General features: G+C 58.4%; 14 protein-coding genes and 3 pseudogenes. 7 read left to right on the plus strand and 10 right to left on the minus strand.

Going from position 1 to position 14434, the window contains the following annotated elements:
* Positions 1–34: 34 nt before the first annotated feature.
* Together ACYZT7_RS20515 and ACYZT7_RS20520 are read left to right on the plus strand one after the other, a co-directional pair.
* A pseudogene (locus ACYZT7_RS20515) lies at positions 35–1030 on the plus strand (polyamine ABC transporter substrate-binding protein); the annotation flags it as partial.
* A 172-nt stretch (positions 1031–1202) separates the two neighbouring features.
* Positions 1203–2324: a DmpA family aminopeptidase gene (locus ACYZT7_RS20520; protein WP_462037995.1), complete on the plus strand. Its 1122-nt coding sequence runs from the start codon at positions 1203–1205 to the stop codon at positions 2322–2324.
* Here ACYZT7_RS20520 and ACYZT7_RS20525 read toward each other — a convergent pair.
* Positions 2281–2931: an NAD(P)H-dependent oxidoreductase gene (locus ACYZT7_RS20525; protein ID WP_462037996.1), complete on the minus strand. Its 651-nt coding sequence runs from the start codon at positions 2929–2931 to the stop codon at positions 2281–2283. The two genes, ACYZT7_RS20520 and ACYZT7_RS20525, sit on opposite strands and share 44 nt — an antisense overlap.
* An 86-nt stretch (positions 2932–3017) precedes the next feature.
* Between ACYZT7_RS20525 and ACYZT7_RS20530 the strand changes: the two genes are divergently transcribed.
* Positions 3018–3671: a TetR/AcrR family transcriptional regulator gene (locus tag ACYZT7_RS20530; protein WP_462037997.1), complete on the plus strand. Its 654-nt coding sequence runs from the start codon at positions 3018–3020 to the stop codon at positions 3669–3671.
* A gap of 280 nt (positions 3672–3951) precedes the next feature.
* On the opposite strand, the gene ACYZT7_RS20535 is transcribed toward ACYZT7_RS20530, so the two are convergent.
* Positions 3952–4674 (minus strand): GNAT family N-acetyltransferase, encoded by a 723-nt coding sequence (locus ACYZT7_RS20535; protein WP_462037998.1) that lies wholly within the window; start codon positions 4672–4674, stop codon positions 3952–3954.
* 205 nt (positions 4675–4879) lie between these two features.
* A complete protein-coding gene (locus tag ACYZT7_RS20540) occupies positions 4880–5449 on the minus strand; it encodes a YceI family protein (protein WP_462037999.1) in 570 nt (189 codons plus the stop codon).
* Between the two features lie 205 nt (positions 5450–5654).
* On the opposite strand from ACYZT7_RS20540, the gene ACYZT7_RS20545 reads away from it, so the two are divergent.
* Complete coding sequence (locus ACYZT7_RS20545; RefSeq protein WP_462038000.1) at positions 5655–6410, plus strand: SDR family oxidoreductase; 756 nt, start codon at positions 5655–5657, stop codon at positions 6408–6410.
* Between the two features lie 4 nt (positions 6411–6414).
* Here ACYZT7_RS20545 and ACYZT7_RS20550 read toward each other — a convergent pair whose 3' ends face one another.
* Both ACYZT7_RS20550 and ACYZT7_RS20555 read right to left on the minus strand, forming a co-directional pair.
* Positions 6415–7104, minus strand: a complete 690-nt coding sequence (locus ACYZT7_RS20550) for a phosphoribosyltransferase (RefSeq protein ID WP_462038001.1) — start codon at positions 7102–7104, stop codon at positions 6415–6417.
* Between the two features lie 104 nt (positions 7105–7208).
* A complete protein-coding gene (locus ACYZT7_RS20555) occupies positions 7209–8093 on the minus strand; it encodes a universal stress protein (RefSeq protein WP_462038002.1) in 885 nt (294 codons plus the stop codon).
* 311 nt (positions 8094–8404) lie between these two features.
* Here ACYZT7_RS20555 and ACYZT7_RS20560 point away from each other — a divergent pair.
* Positions 8405–8707, plus strand: a pseudogene (locus ACYZT7_RS20560) (FNR family transcription factor); the annotation flags it as partial.
* A 218-nt stretch (positions 8708–8925) separates the two neighbouring features.
* Complete coding sequence (locus tag ACYZT7_RS20565; RefSeq protein WP_462038003.1) at positions 8926–9489, plus strand: GNAT family N-acetyltransferase; 564 nt, start codon at positions 8926–8928, stop codon at positions 9487–9489.
* Here ACYZT7_RS20565 and ACYZT7_RS20570 read toward each other — a convergent pair.
* Positions 9486–9608: pseudogene (locus tag ACYZT7_RS20570) on the minus strand (universal stress protein); the annotation flags it as partial. The gene ACYZT7_RS20565 and the pseudogene ACYZT7_RS20570 overlap by 4 nt on opposite strands.
* Positions 9609–9784: 176 nt before the next feature.
* On the opposite strand from ACYZT7_RS20570, the gene ACYZT7_RS20575 reads away from it, so the two are divergent.
* Positions 9785–10711 carry a universal stress protein gene (locus ACYZT7_RS20575; protein WP_462038004.1) on the plus strand — a complete coding sequence of 309 codons (927 nt, stop codon included), beginning with the start codon at positions 9785–9787 and terminating at the stop codon, positions 10709–10711.
* A 67-nt stretch (positions 10712–10778) separates the two neighbouring features.
* Here ACYZT7_RS20575 and ACYZT7_RS20580 read toward each other — a convergent pair whose 3' ends face one another.
* From ACYZT7_RS20580 to ACYZT7_RS20595, 4 genes are all read right to left on the minus strand, one after another.
* The gene (locus tag ACYZT7_RS20580) at positions 10779–10955 is read right to left on the minus strand and encodes a hypothetical protein (protein WP_462038005.1); all 177 of its coding nucleotides are present in this window, start codon (positions 10953–10955) and stop codon (positions 10779–10781) included.
* 187 nt (positions 10956–11142) lie between these two features.
* Positions 11143–11790 carry a hypothetical protein gene (locus ACYZT7_RS20585; RefSeq protein ID WP_462038006.1) on the minus strand — a complete coding sequence of 216 codons (648 nt, stop codon included), beginning with the start codon at positions 11788–11790 and terminating at the stop codon, positions 11143–11145.
* A gap of 606 nt (positions 11791–12396) precedes the next feature.
* Positions 12397–13740, minus strand: coding sequence for a sensor histidine kinase (locus ACYZT7_RS20590; protein WP_462038007.1), 1344 nt, complete (start codon positions 13738–13740; stop codon positions 12397–12399).
* Positions 13737–14396 (minus strand): response regulator transcription factor, encoded by a 660-nt coding sequence (locus tag ACYZT7_RS20595; RefSeq protein ID WP_282377783.1) that lies wholly within the window; start codon positions 14394–14396, stop codon positions 13737–13739. Before ACYZT7_RS20595 ends, ACYZT7_RS20590 begins: the two co-directional genes overlap by 4 nt.
* Positions 14397–14434: the final 38 nt, after the last annotated feature.

Here is a 14434-nt window from a genome sequence, read left to right on the forward strand (position 1 = left end):
TACCCCTTTCGAGTAACCCATGATGGGAATGGGTGAGTACATTGGCCCCACGACCCTGCAGGATTTCAAGCGTGACACCGGGATTGCGCCGGTCTACGACACCTTCGACAGTGCTGAAGTACTGGAGGGCAAATTGCTCACCAGCCGCAGCGGATACGACGTGGTGGTGGCCAGCAACTTCAGTCTGCCGACGCTGATCAAGGCCGGCGCCCTTGCACCTCTGCCCCATGCTCGGATGCCTGACTTCAAAAACATGGATGCCGATCTGTTGGCGAAACTGGCCAACAACGATCCGGGTAATCAGTACGCCGTGCCCTATCTGTGGGGCACCAACGGCATCGGCTACAACATCGACAAGGTCCGCGCCCCGCTGGGCGACAAGGCGCCGGTGGATTCATGGGACCTGGTGTTCAACGAAGAAAACCTGGCCAAGCTCGGACAGTGCGGCGTGGCCATGCTCGACTCGCCGGCCGAGATGCTGCCAGTCGCCCTGCACTACCTTGGCCTGCCACCCAACAGCACCAACCCCGAGGACTACAAGAAGGCCGAGGCACTGCTGCTCAAGCTGCGTCCGCACATCGCCTACTTCAACTCGTCCAAATTCATCAGCGACCTGGCCAACGGCAACATTTGCGTGGCGGTGGGTTGGTCCGGCGCGATGCTGGAAGCCAAGACCAATGCCGAGCAGGCGAACAATGGCGTGAAGATCGCCTACAGCTTGCCAAAGGAAGGCGCGCCGGTGTGGTTCGACACGCTGGTGTTGCTCAAGGACGCGCCGCATCCGGAGCAGGGCCTGGCCTTCATCGACTATCTGATGCGCCCCGAAGTCATCGCCCCCGTCAGCGATCACCTCTCCTACCCCAATGGCAACCGCAGCGCGACGCCCCTGATGGCCGAAGCCACCCGCAACAACCCGGCCGTGTATCCGTCGGCCGAAGCCATGGCCACGTTATTCACCCTTCAGCCCTTGCCGCCTGCCACCGAGCGCGTGCGGACGCGGATCTGGAGCAAAGTCAAAAACGGTCAGTGAACCCAAATGACCGTCAGCCGGGTGCAATCCATGTGGGAGCGAGCTTGCTCGCGATGAGGCCATCACATTCAACACTGATGGCGACTGACCCAACGCTATCGCGAGCAAGCTCGCTCCCACAGGGTCCGCGCCCAACCTGGCCCACTTTTTCTGCCACAAGATGAGAGAAACAATGAAACCACGTGCCCGCGACCTGAACATCCAGTTCGGCCAACTGCAACCTGGCACGCTCAACGCCATCACCGATGTGCCCGGCGTCCGAGTCGGCCACAGCAATGTGCGAGGACGCACCGCAAACGGCCGCGACATCTTGACCGGCGTCACCGTGATCGAGCCACGTGCCGGTTCCACCAGCCTGCAACCGTGCTTTGCCGGCGTCCATGTGCTCAACGGCAACGGTGATGCCACGGGGCTTGAGTGGATTCGCGAGGCAGGCCTTTTGACCAGCCCGATCGCCTTCACCAACACCCACAGCCTGGGTGTGGTGCGCGATGCGCTGGTGACACTGGATCGCCAGAACCAGCCCGATGACGGGCGCCTCTACTGGAACATGCCGGTGGTGTTGGAGACCTTCGACGGTTTGCTCAACGACATCAACGGTTTCCACGTGAAGCCTGAACATGTGGCCGAAGCCCTGCGCACGGCGGTGGGTGGCCCGGTCATCGAAGGCGCCATCGGCGGCGGCAGCGGCATGATCTGTCACGAATTCAAGGGCGGGATCGGCACTGCTTCGCGACGTCTGAACAGTGCTCAGGGCGGCTGGACCGTCGGCGCTATCGTCCAGGCCAACCACGGCATCCGTAACGAATTGCGCGTCGACGGTTACCCGGTCGGGCGCTACATGGAAAAGGCCGACTCGCCGTTCCTCAAGGCGTCCTTGCCGCATCCTGGCATGGGTTCGATCGTCGTTTGCCTGGCCACCGATGCGCCGTTGCTGCCACACCAGTGCACGCGCCTCGCGCAGCGCGCCAGCCTCGGCCTCGCCCGCACCGGCGGCGGCAATGAAGACCACAGCGGTGACATCTTCATCGCCTTCGCCACCGGGAACCAACACATGCCGCCGGCCGCTTATGAGGGCAAAGGCGCGCCGACCTGCGACAACCTGAGCATGGTCAACAACGACCACATCAGCGAGCTGTTCCTGGCCGCCACCGAAGCGGTGGAGGAAGCGATCATCAATGCCTTGCTGGCCTCCGATACTGCCGAAGGCAATGGCCATGCGGTGCCGGGACTCGACGCCGGGACGCTGCTCAACGCCTTGCGTCGGGCGGGTTGGCCGGGTGAACAGGGCTAACAGGATTGAGGTGTCTGGCTGCCGCAAAGAGCTCGCGACCGAGGCTTTTCGCGGCATCCAGATGAACCGCCGGATCCTGAATTTCCGACTCAAGCAGCAGCTCGGACGTCACCACCCGCGCACCGCAATAATCAAAAATCCCATGGTCAATCTGCGTCTTCATGGCCTCGGCATAACCGTGCCGGGCATAGGTTGCAGCGTCGGCACCGCCCACACCGATCAGGTGAACCCGCAGATGACCAAGCTTCTTCTCCAGCTTGGCATCTGCACCGAAATCGAACGCCCAGCCGTTGGCGAACACCCGATCAATCCAGCCCTTGAGCAGCGCCGGCATCGACCACCAGTAGACCGGATAAACCAGCACCACCACATCGGCGCGGTCTATCCGCGCTTGCTCGGCAACCACATCAGCAGGAGGCGGCGCTTCCCGGTGATGCACCGCCAGATCAGCGGCGCTGAACCTCGGATCGAACCTTTCGGCCGAGAGGTCGGCGATTTCAACGGTGTGACCGGGATCGTCAAGGGTGATGCCCTCAGCGACTTGCGCGGCCAGGCTTTGCGTCAACGAACGAGGATCGTGATGGGCCACAACGATAAGCGCGTGCATGCTGGAAACTCCTGATTGAGAGCACAAGGCGGACCTTATATACTCTTGGTAAGTTACGATCAGTAAGTTACTTTTGGTACATAGCCATGTCAACCACCGAAACAGACGCGCAAGATTCCACCCCGCCACCGCGACGACGAATGTCCCGGGAGGACCGCCAACGCCAGTTGTTGGACGTCGCCTGGCAACTCGTTCGGGAAGAAGGCACGGACGCGCTGACATTGGGTCGGCTCGCCGAGCAAGCCGGGGTGACCAAACCGGTGGTTTACGATCACTTCACCACGCGATCCGGGTTACTGGCGGCGCTCTACCAGGACTTCGATGCCCGACAGACTGCGCTGATGGATACTGCGCTTCAGGACAGCGAACCGACTTTGCCCGGCACCGCCAGAGTGATCGCTTCGTCGTACGTCGACTGCGTACTGCTTCAGGGCAACGAAATCCCCGGTGTCATCGCGGCACTGGCCAGCTCCCCGGAACTGGAGAAGATCAAGCGCGAGTACGAAGCGATTTTCCTGAACAAGTGCCGGACCGCCCTCGCCCCTTTTGCTGGCTCGGGTGATATCAAGGCAGCGGGATTGCGGGCGATGCTCGGTGCGGCGGAAGCCTTGTCCCACGCCGCGGCAAATGGAGAAGTCACTGCCGTGCAGGCACAGGACGAATTGTTTGAAACCATCGTGGGGATGGTTGAAAGGAGTGCGCGTGGAGACGCTGGAGAAGTCGCCAGGGTTGATGCCTGAAACAGCATGCGACTAGCGGTACTTGAGTGCGAACCCCCATCTTTCTACGATGATTTTACGCAGCCGCTTGTTTGCTCAAGCCGTTGCGTAAGTGGTGGGTGAAATGAACCCCTACCAAGCTCACCACTTGTTTCATGCGCATCTTGAGCCTCGAGGGCTCTACTTCCTCCCCATCAAAGAGCTTTGAGGCTCTTTTTTTATCTGCACGAATTCCTGACACCAAAAAGCCCTTGGCGCGTTGTCCGCACCAAGGGCTTTTTTTGCATTGCGTCGAAGTTGACTAGACCAACCGCAGTCGAGGGGAATGGGCTGGCACGGCACCTTCACCCAGTCGCTCGCGGACACACTTATTCGCCTTGCGCGTCATCTGGTCCAGATGCCGGTCACGCTGCTTTTCCGCATCGAGCATCGCGCGCTTACCGTGTTTTTGCAGCAGATAGGTATGAATCTGCCGCACCTCCAGCGAGCTGTAGATCGACGCCACGTCCAGCAGGGCCATCAAGCCGTCGGTGCCATGGTCACGGGTGTTCATCAGCACCTGAGTACCGCGCACGCCCACTACCTGAAATCCCATTGCCTCAAAATACGGAACCTTGACCACAGCGCATGTCAGTTCGGCATGCGGATAGCGGCCGACCATCTCCCGCAGCATCTTTCGGGCGACACCCTGACGCCGATGGCTCGCATGCACCGCCATATACGCTACGTCGCACGCCTCGGGATCGTCCTTGACCGGCAGGTACAACAGAAAGCCGACAACCTTCTCGGGGTCGTCTTCGTCGGTCGCGACGAGCAACTCCACGACTATCCCTTTCGCCCCGTTCAATGCCTCCAGATACAGATGAACCTCGTAGCCGATCGCATATTGGTACACGTTGTACAACAGGTTGCTCGGCGCGATAGCGACCATGCTGATGTCGGTCAGGTAATCGACCACCATCTGCAGGATCTGGCTATTGATGTGCTCGGGGCACGGGGTTTTGAAATGGGTGATCTGGGGCATTCGTGGCTCTGACTCTGGGACGGACGTGAAGAATGTGTTCGCGGGCGTGCCTATCATAACGTGCTGACGTGACCGAAGGTGGTGTGTCAGTCGACAGCAATGCTGGATGTCCCGGTCCCATCGTCGGAACGCCGCGGCGATGCCCCCTTGGGTCTTCGAATTCGAAACCACGGCGGAGCAAGCAACGTGGAATACCACGCGCAAATTACTGCTCCGGCGCAACCATGCGAAACCGGATATTGATCTTGTCAGAGACGACACCGTCGGCCCATTCACCCTCACCGACTTTGAAGTCGCTGCGTTTGAGCGTTAACTGGCCATCGAAAATCCCGATGGCGTTCTCGGACTTCAGGAGGACCGGCACATCCACTTCACGCGTGATCCCCCTGAGCGTGAGTTTGCCGGTGATCGAGTAACGGTTGTCGCTCAATACCTTCACGCCGGTCGATTCAAACGTCGCCACTGGATACGATGCCGAGTCGAACCAGGCACGCTTTTGCAGTTCGCTGTTGGCGTCGCTGCTTCCGGCATCGATGCTGTCGAGCTGGATGGTGAGTGCGGCGTGGGCTGCTGACGGGTTCGCCGTGTCGAAATCAAGCGTGGCCTCGAACTTGCCGAACGTGCCGTATACCCGCGAGGAGAACTGTTTATACGTGAAGGAGATCGTGCTGGCGGCTTCATTCACCTGCGTGTACTCGACCGCCTGGACGCAAGGCAACACGCCGAATGCGAGGGCGGCAACCAGCACCGCGCACGTGGGGAATCGATGTTTCATGGGATTCTCCGGTCGGGGCTCCCGTCATGAGCTGAGGCGCCGCACACGTTAGCCAGCGATAGGTGGACTAAAGCAAAAGAACGCGGTTTATTCCACCAGGCGCTCAGACTTCCGACCACCTGTCGGCCAACACGAGTGGCCACCCGAAACGGCCGCCGCCCGGGTGTTTAATGACGGTCCAACTCACCGCATCGGGAGACAGGCCATGAAATTCGTCATCATCGGAGGAAGTGGTCTGATCGGCAGCAAAGTCTGCAAGAACCTCCAGGATCTGGGGCATGAAGTCATTGCAGCGTCACCGAGTACCGGCATCAACGTCATCAGCGGCGAAGGGCTGACGGAGGCGTTAAAAGGCGCAGACGTGGTGGTCGACGTGGCGAACTCGCCCTCATTCGAGGACCACGCGGCGTTGCACTTTTTCGAAACCGCCGGGCACAACCTGTTCGCTGCCGAAAAGGTAGCCGGCACCAAACACCATGTTGCCCTGTCAGTCGTCGGCACCGAACGTATGCTCGATAGTGGTTATTTCCGGGCCAAGATGGCCCAGGAAAAACTCATCAAAGCGTCAGGCGTTCCCTACACCATCCTGCGCGCCACGCAATTCTTCGAGTTCATTGGTGCCATTGCTTACTCGGGTCGCGAGGACGGCAACACCATCCATTTAACGTCCGCCGCGTTGCAACCGGTGGCCTCGCTCGATGTGGCGGCCGCACTGACGGCTATCGCTCAAAAAGCGCCGATCAATCAGACCGAGGAAGTGGCCGGCCCGGATCGCCGCCCCATTGTCGAGTTCGTGAGTGAGTACCTGAAACACACCAAGGACCCGCGCGAGGCGGTTTCGGACGACACGGTTCCTTACTTCGGCGCGCCGATCAATGACAAGTCCCTCACGCCAGGCGATAAGCCCATTGTCGGAGCGACCCGGTTTGAAGACTGGCTAGAGACCACGCATCCGTCTTGAGTCGCTATTGACGATGATGATCAGCGGAGCTGGACTCTCGCAGCCAGGCCCGCTGCAACAGCTTGATGACCTCGGCATCCGAGGTCTGGGTAAAGTCCATGTACCAACGGCCGATCGACATGAGCCAGTCGGGAATAAGCGGGCATATCAGCTCATCCACCTCGCTGCGCAGCGCCTGCGCCGTCTCTATCGGCGCAACCGGCACGGCAACGACGATACGAGACGGCGCGTGCACGCGCACCGCGTGTATCGCCGCCATCATCGAGGCGCCTGTCGCCAGGCCGTCGTCGATCAGAATCACCACCTGATCCTTGAGTTGCACAGGCGCGCGCGTTCCCCGGTAAACCTGCTCGCGGCGCAACAGCTCCCGGGTTTCCCGTGCGACCACGGTGTCGAACGTGGCCTGATCAATCGGGTGGGCCCGCAACGCGTGTTCATTGAGGATTTGGATGTCGCCGCTGGCGATGGCGCCCATGGCGAGCTCCTGATGGGACGGAACCCCGAGCTTGCGCACCAGCATCAGGTCGAGGCGAACCTCCAGGGCGGTGGCCACTTCATAGGCGACCGGCACACCGCCACGGGGCAAGGCGAGGACGATGACATCGGGTCTATGCGCGTATTTGAGTAACGGCTCCACAAGACGTCGACCGGCCGCGGCACGGTCCTGCAAGAGGGTTGGCGATGAGGAACTCATTTGAAAACCTCCTCAGGCGATCACGCCTGCCGGTTCGCATCACACGGTCACCCACGGATTGTCGGTCTGACGGTGGCTGACATCAAGCTCAGCCTCGACGCCCTCTAGACCGCCAGAACGCTGCAAGGCACCTGATACAGAATATGTTCGGTCGTGCTGCCCAGAAGCTTGTCCACCCCATGGGACTGGACTCTGCCCATCACAATCACATCCACTTGATGCGCGTTGGCGAACTCGCTCAGGGCCGTGACGGGTTGCCCCTCAATGAAATGTCGACGATCAGGGGGCACACCGAACCGATCGGCCAACTTGAGGAATGATTTTTCCAGGTCTCTGCGCAGCGCTTTAGTGAGATCAGCCAGCGTCAGACCGCCCATGTCGGCCAGGAACGCGGCCGAAATATTGCAGGCGTACAGCAAATGCAACTCGGCATCACACTGCATGGCGAGGCCGCACGCTTGCTGGATGATCCGGTCATTCAGCTCGTTGTCGGGAGACGCGGCATCCGACACTTCCACCGCTGCAACGACCTTGCGTGGCAACACGTAGCCGCTCCCGCCCACCAGATAAAGCGGTATCGGACAGTGGCGCAGCAAGTGCCAATCCAGAGGCGTGAAAAAAGCGCGTTTAAGCGCTGACTCATGCTGAACTTCCTTGATCAACAGGTCGGGCTGCATTTCCATGACGTGATCAAGGATTGCTTCGCGCATATCATCGACCCATGCCACCTCTGTGGTGACGTCGATGCCCCTGCCACGCAGACTTTTTGCCTGAGCCTTTAGCCAGTCGCAATGATCCTGCAGGTAGCGCGCCCGAGCCTTTTCTCGGTCACCTTCTTCGAGCAGCGACAACCTATCCAACGATGGAATCAAGGCGGCGATATGCAATCTCGCGCCGCTGGCCATGGTCAGCGCTGCAGCATGGTTTATTGCCTGGGAATGGCGTAGGGCCGGGTTGATTATCAGTAACAACCGTTGATACTGGCTCATGATCTACCTCCAGTCAGGTGGGTCTTTGACGCTCGCTGTCCATCGACCGTTGCCGAGGCCAGCCGTTGCGTCCCCGCAGGGTCGAGCACCCGCGTTAATCCAGATTCCTCCTCCAGCACTCCCCTGCCGTTGATCTATATCAAATCCTTGTGTGAAGCATAGACATCCGTCGATTCCGGGTGTCTGAAACGCTCAATACTTGATTGGCATTAAACCCCCGGGCCGTCGCTCAAAGCTGAACGATGAAGCGCCCTTTTCCATTTATCGGCTACTCCGGCGAACGCCCGAATGAAACGCCTGCTCGTACTGGCGTCAGCACTGACCTGCATGCCTGCAATGCGTTTGCTCTGGAGGACAGCGAAGTCTGCCCCATCCACTTTGCTCATCTGGAAAAACTCGCCCGGGAACTTCCGTCGCTGCAGCACAACCTGAACAAAATACTGAGTCGGGAAATCGTCCGCGATCACGACATGCTGATGATGCTGGGCAACATGAACTCGGATGAGCGCCTGGCGGCCTTTCTGCTGAACCTGTCGCAACGTTTGAATATGCGGGGTTATTCATCCAGGGACTTTGTGCTGAAAATGCGCCGCGAGGAAATCGGCTCCTACCTGAAGATGTCCGGCAGTGGATGGGTCGTGAAGACCTCTTCGACCGTCACCTCCAGTTCCCTCCCCCAAGTTGATTTACATCAAACATCAGCAAATGAACGCCTTCTCTCACGACTCTCTGATCCAGATCAGATTCAAGCGCCGCCAGCGGCGTAAAAAGGAATGAACCGCGTGGTTCGACATCGCGCGCCAGCCTTTCAAACCGGATGGAGGATCACCCCATGCTCAATGTCAAAGACCACAATGATCGGGCTGCGGCCGCCTACGCGACAGCCACCGGACAATACTGGATTGAAGCGCTCAAGGATGGCCGCCATATACTGATCCGGCCGCTGGCGGAAAAAGACCGCGAGCGTGAATACGCCTTTATCAAGCGCCTGTCCGCCGAGTCCCGGCATATGCGCTTTCTCGCGCAGATCAACGAACCCGGCACCGCCATGCTCAATCAGTTGATGGACACCGATAACAATCAGCGTCTGGCTTACATCGCGCTGGTCCATGAAAACGGTCAACTGATCGAGATCGGCGTCAGCCGCTACGCTGCCACGGGCGAGCATGAATGTGAATGCGCCGTGACCGTCGCCGATGACTGGAAGCATCTGGGCCTGGGTCAGCTACTGATGGAGCATTTGATCAAGGCTGCTCGCAAGAATGGTTTTCGTCAGATGTATTCGGTTGATGCCTCCAGCAACGCCCCCATGCGCGACCTGGCCAAAGCCCTGGGTTTTGAGACGCACAATGATCCCGATGACAGCCGTCAGGTCATCCATCGTCTGTACCTTTAAAAAATTCCCCGCGATGTTCCGGCCAACGGTTCATCGCGGGGCGTTCCCAATAACGTGTTCAACCCCTTGTGCTGCACCGTCCCCATCACAATGACATCGGTGCGGTGGTCTGCGGCAAACAACGTCAGCAATACCGGGTGACCACACGTCGGGCAGCCCGCTCCGTCACGCGTCTGTTTGATGCAGATCAACCTCCAAACCTCGGCCAGCGGCAGCATCGGCATCAGCTGCCCATCCAACTAACCCGCGGCCATTTCGGGCCAGCGTCTGCGTAATGATTTAAGGGAGATTTATCATGTCCGAACAATCACGTTTCATGCTGGTCGCCTCGCCCCTGATGGAAAGCAGCCCGGCTTTCGACCGCGCCGCCGCGCTGGCCAAGGCTGAAGATGCAGCGCTGCACATCGTGGCCTTCGATTACCTGGAAGGCCTGGCGACCGCCGGCATGGTTAATGAACAAGCCCTGGAACAGATGCGCCTTGGGTATGTCGAGCGCCATCGTCAGTGGCTGGAAGAACAGGCTCGCCCCTTGCGCAAAATCGGCGTGACCGTCACCACGGAAGTGGTCTGGGTTGAAAAACCTTTGCAGGAAATCCTGATCCACCTCAAAGAGCAGCCGATGGCCGTGCTGATCAAAGCGCTGGAACACGAGTCGCTGCTGTCGCGGATGCTGTTTACGCCCCTGGATATCCACTTACTGCGCGAATGCCCGGTACCGCTGCATTTTGTCAGCCATGTGCAGCATGCCTTGCCGCGCAGGATCGTCGCGGCGGTCGATCCCTTCCATCGCGACGGTCAATACAAAGGCTTCAATGACCGAATCCTGCATGATGCGGTGAAGTTGGCCACGGCGTGCAACGCCCAGATCGACGTCCTCTACGCCTATGACCTGTCTTCTATCGGCGCCGATGAATTCGGCTTCGACAACGCTTCTGCCTTCTTTTCCTCGAGCAACGCCAAGACCCTGTTCGATGCACAGGGCGAAGTCTTCAATGAGTTGGCCGAGCGCAATGGCATCCCACCGGAGCGACGCCACATGGTCATGGGCAATCCGGCCAAGGTTCTGGCCAGTTATGCCGATGCCTATAACGTCGACGTGATTGTCATGGGGCGGGAAGGTCATAACGGCCTGGAGCGGCTGATCGGCAGCACGGTGGAACACCTGCTGTACAAAATGCCCTGCAGCGTTTGGGTGGTGTCGCCGGAAGAACTCGCGGGTTGATCGCAAATTGATTCAATCCAGAAAGCCAATGGGCCGCCGTGTTAACGGCAGCCCATTGTTTGGTTGCCTACACCAGCAGACCGGGGAGACTCCAGAGCATGATGTGCAACAGGTGCTCCGCCATCGCCCGAGCGGAATCCTCCGGCAACCCGAACCAACCCCGATTCAACGCCGGCGTCAACGCCAACCCCATAGGTTTGGGGTACAGATAAACTTTTTCGACTTTTGCGTCGGGACGCATCATGAGGGGCTGGCGCCAGAAAGGAATCGGGAGCACAGAATCGAGGATCAAGTGGTGACTTTGAATGTGGGGTTTGTGGAGGCTTACAAACAAAGCGACCTCCCTGATGCAGACTTTTATTATCACCTGCACAAAGAAGGTCGCCTTTCAGGCTCAGGACATGCCCGCAAGGTTTACGCAGTGAACCAGCCTAACGTGCGCTCGCAACTGTCCGGGGAGAAATAACATCGGAGTCCTGTAGTTTCACACGCTGAGTCAATGCCAGCATCGTCAGGAAACCCAGTGCAATCAGTAGCGGATACGCCATCAACAGTTCGCAAAGGGAGTATTTCCAAGCCAACGGGCGCCCGACTCCCAGCATGGCCGCATACATCCAGGACACGGCCGACAGCGAGCCGCAGAACAGCGCCATCATCCGTGCGCTGAAGCCAAGATTGAGCAACGAGCCGGCCTTTTGCAGCGCGGGCAATACCAGGCGATGCAACAACATGCCGTTGTAACTCAGCAACACGACTATAATCACTTTGGCGTGAAGCTTTGGATTCATAAAGTAATTCATACCTTTTTCCAGGTAATCAATACCGATGACGGCGATGCCGGTCACCCACAAAGCTATCAATGCAACGATGACAGACTTCTGAAGACTTTCCATGTGAGCATGATCATGCTCAGTGAATGCTTTTCGTTTTAACAGATCTCTAACCATCGCAATATCACTGGTCAATACCAAGCCAATGGCCACACAACACGACACTAAATGAACGTAAATCACGCCCAATCGCAAAAACTCCATAAACTCTTTATTTTCGAGCAGGCTCATAATTGTATTTATCGCCACGGTACTTTCTCCACCTTATTCGATAGTACAGATCGATAGTTACCAGGGTATCCAACTCTTCAAAACCCTGTGCGATCTTACTTTTTATAAGATATGCCAAATCATAGACTTGGCACTGCTTAGCCCATTGATTCGCCTGGCAAACCAATGACCGGCTTATTGATTGCCTCCTGAATTTCAGATAAAAAATCCCCATTAGCATTCAATGCACATGAGGTTAATTTTCCACTTCTTTTTTGCGGCTGCAGGAGCAGGTCTTGGGTGACGTGCTGAAGGATCAGAGGCCCGAGATCCGGGAATGTTCATTTTTTTGAGCACACTACCGACAAACGGTGGTTATTGCGAAAGACATTCGCAGCGCAGTAGCTCGTGCACTTCACCCGAAACGCCCATGGTAACTGGCCTGGTGAATTACATACGTTTTAAACAGTGTTTATTGGATCCATTAGTTGTTGCCACACTCACGATGAGTGCAATAGCGCCCCGCTCTCATTTAGGACTGACACCCACTATAATAGTCATACTTTTCACTTAAAAAACATACTAACTTTATCGAGCGTACGGACAGCACGTTAACGTTGATGACGTCAGTATTTGGCACAGCCCTCAGCCTTCGACAGTCGACGCGAGCGGAAACCAGACGCAGACTTCGAACCCTTCCGTTCGACCTGTAGCCGGCGATACCAGCCGTATTCTCGCGTTGACTCCCTGCACAATGGTTTTGGCAATCGCCAACCCCAACCCTGAGCCGCTGGTTTCACTATTACCCCGCACAAAGCGCTCGGTGAGGCGCTGCAACACCGGCTCGGGCACCGCCGGGCCACCATTGACCACCCGCAGCAGCGCCTGGTCGGTGAGGCTGACTTCGACCGGTTGATCCGCGGCGCCATACTTGAGCGCATTCTCGACCAGGTTGCGCAACAGGATTGCGAAGGCGTCCGGATCAATCGCCGAGTACACGCTGGCTTGGGTTGGTAGTTGCAACTCGATCCGGTGCCCACGGCTGTGGTTCCACTCATCGACTACATGGGCCAGCAACGGAATGAGGTCCTGGGGCGTTTCGGACAACAGCCCACCGCCCTCGGCCTTGGCCAGCTGCATGAGTTTTTCCGAGAGCCGCGTCAGCTCACGTAACGAGCTTTCGATTTTAGCCGCACGTAACCGCAACGGGCCTTCGGGTGCTTCGTGACGCAAACGCTGGATCTGCGCCAGGGTCGCGGCCAGTGGCGTGCGCAGTTCATGGGCGCTGTTGGCAGTAAAGCTGCGTTCGGCCTCCAAGGCCTTGCGCAAGCGCTCCAGCAGATGATTGACCGCCTCGGCCAGCGGGGCGATTTCCGCCGGCAATCGCGCCACTTTGATCGGCGACAGATCACCCACGCCGCGGGCCTCTACGGCACGATGATAGGCCAATACACTGCGCAGGCTGATGCGCACAAATATCCAGGTGCCAAATAGGCTGATGGGAATCAGCGCCAATAACGGCAACAACAAGGCAAGCAAAGCTTCCCGCGCGGCTTCACGGCGATGCTCCAGAGGTTCGGCGATTTCGATGAACACCGTCTCACGCAGAGCACTGGCGCCGTACAGACGGTATTTTTTCGTGGTTGAAAAGCCTTCGGTAGGTTGTTGGTTGAAGATTTTCGGGTTGGCGTCGTGGGACTGCATCAGGATCTCGCCCTTGGCATTGCGCACCAGATACGTCAGGTATTCCTTGTGCATTTTCAAGGTGGCGACGTGCTGTGCCCCACGGGGGTTTTCCCGGTTGCTGATTTCCAACACGGCCAAGGGCAGGATGCGCTGCGCGGTCTCTTCCAGTGCACTGTCGAACGCCTCGTTCAACTCATGTTGCACCACCAGCCAGGCGCCGACGGTCGCCGCCAGCCAAAGTAAGGTCGTGCCCAACGTCAACCCCAGGCCAAGTCGTTTTTGCAGGCTTGACGACGGCTTCATACGGACATCAACCGGTACCCCATGCCCCGCACGGTTTCAATCAGGTCACGCCCAAGCTTTTTACGCAGACGGCTGATATAGACCTCGATGGTATTGCTCTCAATTTCCGCGCCGAAGGCATATAGCCGTTCTTCAAGCTGCGACTTGGACAGCAGCGCGCTGGGGCGCTGCACAAACGCCTCGAACAGCGCCCACTCCCGCGCTGTCAGGTCCACAGTCGCTCCGGCCCGCAGCACCGTACGGGCACTCATGTCGACCTGCAAATCACCGAGCTTGATCTGCGGATTGGGGTTGCCGCTGTAGCGCCGGGCCACCGCCGCCACACGGGCCGATAGCTCAAACAAATCGAACGGTTTGACCAAGTAGTCGTCTGCGCCGGCGTTGAGGCCAGCGATACGATCGGAAATCTGATCCTGGGCGGTCAGGATAATCACCGGGGTCACCTCCCCTGCCGAGCGTTGCTGACGCAAAAAATCCAGCCCGCGACCGTCCGGCAACATCAGGTCAAGCAGGATCAGGTCGTAAGGCGTGGTGCGCACGCTGTTGCGCGCATGGTCCAGGCGCTGCACCCAATCCACGGCGTGGCCGTCATCGGCAATCTGTTCGCGCACCGCCTCCCCCAACCCCGGTGCATCTTCGACCAATAAAACCCGCATCTGGCACCTCCTGTGATGGTTCTCGTGCAGCACCTTAA

This window comes from Pseudomonas sp. RT4P38, assembly GCF_054897765.1.

Excerpts from the sequence above, each read along its gene's own strand:
- ACYZT7_RS20520 (WP_462037995.1), top strand. The coding sequence starts at position 1,203 with ATGAAACCACGTGCCCGCGACCTGAACATCCAGTTCGGCCAACTGCAA.
- ACYZT7_RS20525 (WP_462037996.1), bottom strand. The coding sequence starts at position 2,931 with ATGCACGCGCTTATCGTTGTGGCCCATCACGATCCTCGTTCGTTGACG.
- ACYZT7_RS20530 (WP_462037997.1), top strand. The coding sequence starts at position 3,018 with ATGTCAACCACCGAAACAGACGCGCAAGATTCCACCCCGCCACCGCGA.
- ACYZT7_RS20535 (WP_462037998.1), bottom strand. The coding sequence starts at position 4,674 with ATGCCCCAGATCACCCATTTCAAAACCCCGTGCCCCGAGCACATCAAT.
- ACYZT7_RS20540 (WP_462037999.1), bottom strand. The coding sequence starts at position 5,449 with ATGAAACATCGATTCCCCACGTGCGCGGTGCTGGTTGCCGCCCTCGCA.
- ACYZT7_RS20545 (WP_462038000.1), top strand. The coding sequence starts at position 5,655 with ATGAAATTCGTCATCATCGGAGGAAGTGGTCTGATCGGCAGCAAAGTC.
- ACYZT7_RS20550 (WP_462038001.1), bottom strand. The coding sequence starts at position 7,104 with ATGAGTTCCTCATCGCCAACCCTCTTGCAGGACCGTGCCGCGGCCGGT.
- ACYZT7_RS20555 (WP_462038002.1), bottom strand. The coding sequence starts at position 8,093 with ATGAGCCAGTATCAACGGTTGTTACTGATAATCAACCCGGCCCTACGC.
- ACYZT7_RS20565 (WP_462038003.1), top strand. The coding sequence starts at position 8,926 with ATGCTCAATGTCAAAGACCACAATGATCGGGCTGCGGCCGCCTACGCG.
- ACYZT7_RS20575 (WP_462038004.1), top strand. The coding sequence starts at position 9,785 with ATGTCCGAACAATCACGTTTCATGCTGGTCGCCTCGCCCCTGATGGAA.
- ACYZT7_RS20580 (WP_462038005.1), bottom strand. The coding sequence starts at position 10,955 with ATGATGCGTCCCGACGCAAAAGTCGAAAAAGTTTATCTGTACCCCAAA.
- ACYZT7_RS20590 (WP_462038007.1), bottom strand. The coding sequence starts at position 13,740 with ATGAAGCCGTCGTCAAGCCTGCAAAAACGACTTGGCCTGGGGTTGACG.
- ACYZT7_RS20595 (WP_282377783.1), bottom strand. The coding sequence starts at position 14,396 with ATGCGGGTTTTATTGGTCGAAGATGCACCGGGGTTGGGGGAGGCGGTG.